Source organism: Thermomicrobium sp. (assembly GCF_053493975.1).
In genome coordinates, this window is sequence record NZ_JBRBZA010000048.1 from 24,164 (window position 1) to 31,409 (window position 7,246).

Annotated in this window: 5 protein-coding genes; 3 read left to right on the forward strand and 2 right to left on the reverse strand. The window is 69.3% G+C overall.

The window, feature by feature from the left end:
* The first annotated feature begins 109 nt into the window (after positions 1–109).
* Together ACWIVK_RS08455 and ACWIVK_RS08460 are read left to right on the forward strand one after the other, a co-directional pair.
* Positions 110–1,663, forward strand: coding sequence for an MDR family MFS transporter (locus ACWIVK_RS08455; protein ID WP_448576209.1), 1,554 nt, complete (start codon positions 110–112; stop codon positions 1,661–1,663).
* Between the two features lie 471 nt (positions 1,664–2,134).
* Positions 2,135–2,611, forward strand: coding sequence for a M23 family metallopeptidase (locus ACWIVK_RS08460; protein ID WP_448576210.1), 477 nt, complete (start codon positions 2,135–2,137; stop codon positions 2,609–2,611).
* A 35-nt stretch (positions 2,612–2,646) separates the two neighbouring features.
* On the opposite strand, the gene ACWIVK_RS08465 is transcribed toward ACWIVK_RS08460, so the two are convergent.
* A complete protein-coding gene (locus ACWIVK_RS08465; protein ID WP_448576211.1) occupies positions 2,647–3,267 on the reverse strand; it encodes a DUF3267 domain-containing protein in 621 nt (206 codons plus the stop codon).
* Between the two features lie 1,273 nt (positions 3,268–4,540).
* On the opposite strand from ACWIVK_RS08465, the gene ACWIVK_RS08470 reads away from it, so the two are divergent.
* Positions 4,541–5,527 carry a hypothetical protein gene (locus tag ACWIVK_RS08470; protein ID WP_448576212.1) on the forward strand — a complete coding sequence of 329 codons (987 nt, stop codon included), beginning with the start codon at positions 4,541–4,543 and terminating at the stop codon, positions 5,525–5,527.
* A 387-nt stretch (positions 5,528–5,914) separates the two neighbouring features.
* Here the strand turns inward: ACWIVK_RS08470 and ACWIVK_RS08475 are convergent, their stop codons facing one another.
* Positions 5,915–7,246 carry an L-fuconate dehydratase gene (locus ACWIVK_RS08475; protein WP_448576213.1) on the reverse strand — a complete coding sequence of 444 codons (1,332 nt, stop codon included), beginning with the start codon at positions 7,244–7,246 and terminating at the stop codon, positions 5,915–5,917.

The window sequence follows — 7,246 nt, forward strand, 5'->3', positions numbered from 1 at the left end:
GCCGATGTGGCTCACGCGATGGTAACCGCTGGCAGTGCCAGCCGACAAGCACGAGGACGGTTCCGACGAGTGTCGCTGCCCTTCTGACCGGGTCGAGAGGGTCGCCAGGGTGTGGCCGCCAGCACGACGATCGGAGCTCGGACGGAGGCGGATCGTCGCCATCGTCAGCGGGGTGCTGGCGGCGACCTTTCTGGCTGCCCTGGACGTTTCGATCGTCGGGACGGCGATGCCGACGATCGTCGGGGAATTGCGCGGCTTCGCCCTCTACCCGTGGGTCGTCACGGCGTACCTATTGACCTCGACGACCACGATCCCGTTGTACGGTCGGCTGGCTGACCTCTATGGGCGCAAGCGGATCCTGCTCGCAGCCATCACGCTCTTCTTGGTCGGGTCGGGTCTCTGCGGAGTGGCTCAGTCGATGCTGCAGCTGGTCCTGTTCCGGGCGCTGCAGGGACTGGGAGCGGGTGGGATCATCCCGGTGACGCTGACCATCCTGGGGGATCTCTTCCCGCTCGAGCAGCGGGCCCGCTTGCAGGGGCTGACGAGCGCCGTCTGGGGTGCCGCGGCGGTGGCGGGACCGAGCGTGGGGGCTGCGGTCACCGACCTGGCCGGCTGGCGCTGGATCTTCTACCTGAACGTGCCGGTCGGGCTGGTGGCGCTCGGCCTGTTGGGTGCAGCGGTGCAGGAGCGGGTGGTGCGGCGCGAGCACCCGCTGGACTGTCGGGGTGCGCTCCTCCTGACGGCCGGGATGACGCTGCTGCTCTCGGGACTTTCGACTGCTGGGGAGGGACGAGGAGCGGCGCCGGTCGTCGCAGTCGGGGCGACGCTGGGGGGAGCGGCGCTTTTGGTGCTCTTCTGGCGGACGGAGCAGCGGGCGGCCATGCCGATCGTCCCACTGGAGCTCGTCCGCCGCCGGCTGATGGCCGTCGTCGGGCTGGGCAGCATCCTGATCGGCGCGGGGATGTTCGGGCTGATCTCGTATCTTCCCCTGGCGATGCAGGGGCTGAGAGCGGGTACGGCGGCGACGGCTGGCCTGACGATCATGCCCTTCGCCGTGAGCTGGTCACTGGCGTCGACGGTCGCTGGTCGCGTCATCCTGCGCTTCGGCTTCCGGAGTTCGGTGGTCGTCGGCATGGGCGCGATGCTGACTGGTGCGCTCGTTCTGCAGGTCGTCCCGCGGTGGCCGGTTCTCGGGTGGGCGGTGGCTGCGGCAGCGCTCTTCGGGGTCGGGATGGGGTTCAGCGCGACGGCGTTCCTGATCGCGGTGCAGAACGCGGTCGCGTGGAGCGAGCGGGGGATCGCGACGGCGCTGGTCGGCTTGGCGCGGACGATCGGTGGGGCGGTGGGGGTGGCCGTGCTGGGTGCCGTGCTCAACGGGGTGATCCAGCAGCGGCTGGTGGAGCGGGCGGCGATCGACGCGCTGCTCGATCCGGCGCAGCGGCCGAGCCTGAGCCACGCGCTGCGTGCCAGCTCGGAGCGCGCGCTGGCCGAGGCGTTGAGCGTGGTTTTTCTCCTGATCCTGCTCGTCGTGGCCGCGGCCGTCGCGCTGGTGGTGGTCGGCTTCCCGCGCGAGGTGCTGGCTGGGTGGGTCGGGGCGCGTGGACCAGCGGCGGTCAGCGACGGGGCACGTGCCGGTGACGCACGGGAGGAGGTGGAGCGATGAGGCGCCTGCTCGACGCGCTCGAGCGTTGGGAGACGGAACTGGTCTTGTTCGGGGTGGCGGGCTAGGTTCTGCCGCTGCTGGACGACCGACTCGCGGTAGCAGCGCCGCTGCGGTGGGCGCTGGTGGCGAGCCTGCTGCCTCGGCTGCGGCGCATCGCTCGGTGGAGCCGGGAAGCTGGCGCGGGCTGGACGGCCCGTTTCCTGATCGAGCCAGGTGCTCGGACTCCTCTCGCCGTTCCTGTGGTTCTCCACTGTGCGCCAGCTGATCGGGGAGGGGGTGGTGAGACTCCGCTCTCGTTCGCGCCGACCGGGACCGCACGAGTGGTGACCGCGTGGACGGTATCGCCTGCCGGTCGAAGGCGTCTGGACGGTCGTCAACGGCGGCCCTGATCCGGAGACGTCGCACTCCTGGTCGGTCTGGGGGCAACGCGACGCCTTTGACCTCGTGGTCACCGACGCCCACGGCCGGAGCGTGCCGGAGGGTGCCCGACGCCCCGAGCAGTACGACGCATGGGGCCGACCGATCGTGGTGGCCGCCGATGGGACGGTCGTCGCGGTGCGGGACGGTCACCACGACTGTCGGTGGAACGGGATCATCGAGCCGCTGGCACGGGATCCGGTGGGCAACTTCGTGGTGATTGAGCATGCGCCGGGGGAGCACAGTCTTTCGGCGCATCTCCAGTGCGGGAACCTGACGGTGCGGCCGGGGCAGCGGGTGCGGGCGGGCGAGGTGATCGGCCGGTGCGGGCATTCGCGTCACTCGACGGAGCCGCACCTCCACTGGCAGCTGATGGATGGGGCGGACTGCTATCGTGCGGTCTCGCTGCCGGTCCGGTTCACCGCATACTGGCGAGAGCGGGACGGTCGATGGGAGCTGGCTCGCGAAGCGATGCCGGTGCGGGGCGAGCTGATCAGCGATCATGCACGGGATGGGGCGGAAATCGGCTGAGCGAGCGCGACAACGGGCGGCGCAGCGTTGGTCGATCACGAGCCGGGTGGCGTAGGGCGGTCGGCGTGCGGGTGCTCGGCTGGGCGCCAGTGGGTACGCCAGCCATGGTTGCGCAGGCGGGCGTCGCGTGGGACCTGGGCGAGGACGAGCGCTGCGGCCAGGAGGTCGGCGCCGGAGCCGAGGGCGTTCAGGAGGCCCAGGGTGAGCCAGAACGGGTCGAGGGTGGGCAGGAGGAGCGAGCCGGCCTGGGCGAGCAGGCTGACCGTGACGAGCGGGCTGAGCGCGACGACGAGGAACCGGGCGCGCGTGAGCTCGCCGTGGTAGTGGACATAGGCGAGGAGCGTGCGCGGCCAGAAACCGAGGACGAGCTGGGGCGAGCGGAGCGAGCCAGGCAGGGGGAGCGCGTGGAGGAGTTCGTGCAAGGGAACGAGCAGGAGCAGCGCGAGAAGCGAGGGCAATCCGGAAAGCGGGACGGTCAGCGTGCGATCGGGTGAGCGGAGGAGAAGGGGCAGAGCGAAGAGCGAAGCGGCGAGGAGACCGAGCGGCACGGAGAGCAGGACGACGATGCTGGTCCGGGTCGGCTCGCGCAGGGTTCGCCAGGGCGGAGCTGGCTGGAACAAGGGATCGGTCGGCGGTGGGCCGAGGTTGAAGCGCATGAGTCTCATCCTTTCGACCGCGACGCTCAGCGCTGCAGGCAGGGTTTGCGCAGGTCCTCTTGCGGGCATCCACGGAGATACAGTCGCGCAAGCCGTCGAGTCGATCGTGGTGCGGCGCCATCTCTGGATCGGTCCAGCACGCGCGATCCATTGTGGCAGAAGCGGACAGCCGACGAGGTGAAGCCGGTCGTGCGGGGCGCCCGCGTCGTGGCGCTGGTAAGCATGTCGTCGGCATGGTTGCTGGCAGCGGAGGCATCGTCAAGGCGGTCCGACTAGCCGTGCATCGCCCACGTGCGTGGGGACGATGTTCGAGGGCGTGAGGGCCCTCGCCACGGTTCCCGTACACCCTCCGTGCGTGGGGACGATGTGCTACGCTGCGCTGTTTGACGTAGTCCGGTGAGTACACCCTACGCGCGTGGGGACGATGTACCGATGACCTCGGCCATCTCGTTGGCTCCCGGTACACCCCCACGTGCGTGGGGACAACGGTCAGTCGAGAGTGTTCGGTCTTCGCCATCGCGGTACACCCCCACGTGCGTGGGGACGATGCCATCGACATCGCCAGCAATGCCAACGAGAGCGGTACACCCCCACGTGCGTGGGGACAACACTATGATACGACGCGGAAAACGACCGGTCGAGGGGGTGATAGTCTCGTTTCGGCTTCGCGACGGGCATGATGGGCATCGGCAGGGCGGCGACCGAGACCGAGCCGGTCGGCACCGGTCGGATCGAGGGTGCCTAGCCGATCCGGTGTGGCAGCTCGCGCTGGGTACGCCGCCTGGTGGCCCTGCGCCTCGCCCGTCGGCCACGCGACGGCGCAGCGGAGGCCCCCTGCCCGCTCGTCCCCGAGAGGCCCGGCTCACGGCTGCAGCGCGGGGCTGCCTCGGTGACGGCTCGCCAACCGGGAAGGGTCCTCCTCGTGCAGGCGTCAGCCGGGGCGATCGCCGACCGGGGCCATGCAGCCCGCTGGCGGTCGGAGGCAACCGAACGTCGGTCGACCGGCTCGGGGCGTGCTCGCCGAGTGCGGGGGCATCGATCGCGGCCGTCGCCCAGTGTCCGCTCGGACGGCGGAAGAAAGCGGGCGGCTCGCGCGGCACCGGAAACCGGCCGGTGGGTGCTGGTCGACGCGGTGCCGGGACGAGTCGGCGAGGGGCGGTAGCTGATCGAAGGAGCGCACCACTGTGGCGCGCGACCGCGGGCTGCCGTATACTCGGACGCATCCAAAAGACGAGCGGTCGGTGCCTGACACGCGGTACGCGGGGGACGAGCGATGGCGCGGCGAGGCTGGTTTTTGGTGCTCGGGGCGGTCGCACTGGTGTGCGGGTGTCTCTCCGTCGGTGTCATCGGGGCGGCCGGCTTGTGGTTCCTGACGCGCGACGAGGGGACGCCGACACCGGGGATCGCGGCGAACGTCACCCCGGCGCTCCGCCGCACGAACGTGCAGCGGGAACAGCTCGCGACCGGCTGGCAGCGCGTGTCCGATGGGCAACGGGTCGCCTACTTGGCTCCCGTGCAGGGGAACGTGCCGTTCCAGCCGGGACTCTTTTGGTACACGGAGCCGTTGCCTCAGCCGATGAACCCGCTCCAGTACGCGGCCGTCGTCTACTTGCGCCTGCAGCAGCAGAGTCAGCAGTTCTATGCCTTTCACACGCAATGGACTTCCTTCGCGGGATGGCCGGCGATCGAGTTGGCCTACGCGGCCGTGCAGAACGGGCAGCCGTACGAGGCGATACTCTGGATCCTCTGCGACGGGTGGACAGGATACATCGTCAGTTTCATCGCTCCGTATGGGCTGCTGGACGAGTATGTCCCCGAACTTCCGGCCGTTCTGGAGGACGCCGAGGCGTACGTCATCGGCGTACCGGGGCCGCTCGAGGGTGGGCAGGTGCCCGACGTCTGGGTCGATGGTGGCGGGATGGGGTACGGCAGTGCGATGACGCCGGCCTGGGACTGGGGTGCGTTCGACTACGGCACGCCCCTTTACGGCTTCCAAGATCCGTTCGCGGATGTCGGCTGGGACAGCGGCGGCTACGACTTCTCCGGAGACTTGTACAGCGACTTGTACTCGAGCGGTGGAGGTCTCTACGATCCCGAGCACGATGCCTTCAATACCTGGATGGCCGAAGAGTGGAGCCAAGCGTTGAGCGGCGAAAACCCCGATCCCACCTGGATGGACGACGCCGGCAATCTCTATTGGGAGGGGCCGTCGGGGACGCTGCATGACTGGAGCGCCGACTACGATCCCTCGATCTGGTGAGCACGCGGCCAACCGCGGGGAAACGCGAGGTACGCGCTGCCCCAGGAGCCCCGCTGGCTGGCGACCGATCGGGGCGATTCCTCCACTCGGTCGGACGGCGGAGAGCGCGACCGCGGATGACAGGGCGAGCGTGCTGACCTGGTGTTCGGTACGACGCGGCGCGATGAGTCTGCTCACTCGACCCGAGTCGCGTGAGCGGTGAGAGCCGCGGCCACCACGAGCCGCTCGTCTGACGCACCTGTCGCTCTCCCGTCACCTGGATGAGGCCAGAACAGTGCAGGCACCAGCGCAGGACGAGCGCGGGAGTCGATGCTCCGTGCCGTTGGCGCATGCCGTCGTGTCACGAGTGCGCGGTGCAGGCCGCTCGGACGAGTCGTCGCGCCGATCTCAGTGCTGTTCGCCCGCCGGTGCACGCGGCCGCAGCTCGCGCCAGACTGGCCCGTCGGGGTAGCGGTACTGCTCGAGCGACTCGCGCTTCATCTCGATCGAGTAGCCCGGCTGCTGTGGCGGGAGATAGCGGGCGTTCCGCACGGTGACTGGGTCGACGAAGTGCTCGTGGAGATGATCGACGTGCTCGATCATCCGGTGCTCCATGCTGCCGCTCACGGCGATGAAGTCGAACATCGAGAGGTGCTGGACGTACTCGCAGAGGCCGACGCCACCGGCGTGCGGGCAGACCGGTACGCCGAACTTGGCAGCCATGAGCAGGACGGCGATGACTTCGTTCACGCCGCCGAGCCGGCAGGCGTCGATCTGGCAGAAGCGGATGGCGCCGGAGGCCAGGAGCTGCTTGAAGACCACGCGGTTGGCCACATGCTCGCCGGTCGCCACGCCGATCGGTGCGATGGCCTCGGCGATCGCCTTGTGGCCGAGGACGTCGTCCGGGTGCGTCGGTTCCTCGATCCACCAGGGGTCGAACTCAGCGAGTTCGCGCATCCAGGCGATGGCTTGCGGGACGTCCCAGCGCTGGTTGGCGTCCATCATCAGCTTGCGGTCGGGACCGATGACGTCCCGCAAGAGCCGAGCCCGAGCCCGGTCGTGCGCGAGATCCTGGCCGACCTTCATCTTGATGGCGGTGAAGCCCTGCTCGATCGCCTGGCGGGCGAGCGCCGCGACCTGCTCGTCCGAGTAGCCGAGCCAGCCGGCCGAGGTGGTATAGCAGGGGTAGCCGGAGCGGAAGAGTTCCTGTTCCCGCTCGGCGCGCGTCGGTGCCTGCCGGCGGAGGAGTGCCAGCGCTTCGTCCGGGGTGAGCGCATCGGTGATGTGGCGGAAGGGGACGAGGCGGACGATCTCTTCGGGCGAAAGGTCGGCCAGGAGCTTCCAGACCGGCTTGCCGACTGCGCGAGCCCAGAGGTCCCACAGCGCATTGATGACCGCGGCGGTCGCCAGATGCAGCACGCCTTTCTCCGGCCCGACCCAGCGGAGTTGACCGTCATTGGTGAGCCGATCCCAGTAGCGACCGAAGTCGGCGACGATCTCCTCGAGTCGCTGGCCGACGACGAAGGGCGCGAGCGAGTGGACAGCGGCGACGCAGAGCTCGTTGCCGCGGCCGATGGTGAAGGTGAGCCCATGCCCCTCCAGGCCGGGGGAATCGGTGTGGAGGATGACGTAAGCGGCCGAATAGTCCGGGTCAGGATGCATGGCATCGGATCCGGCCAGGGTGAGCGAGGTGGGAAAGCGGACGTCGTAGACGTCGAGTCGAGTGATCGTGGTGGGCAT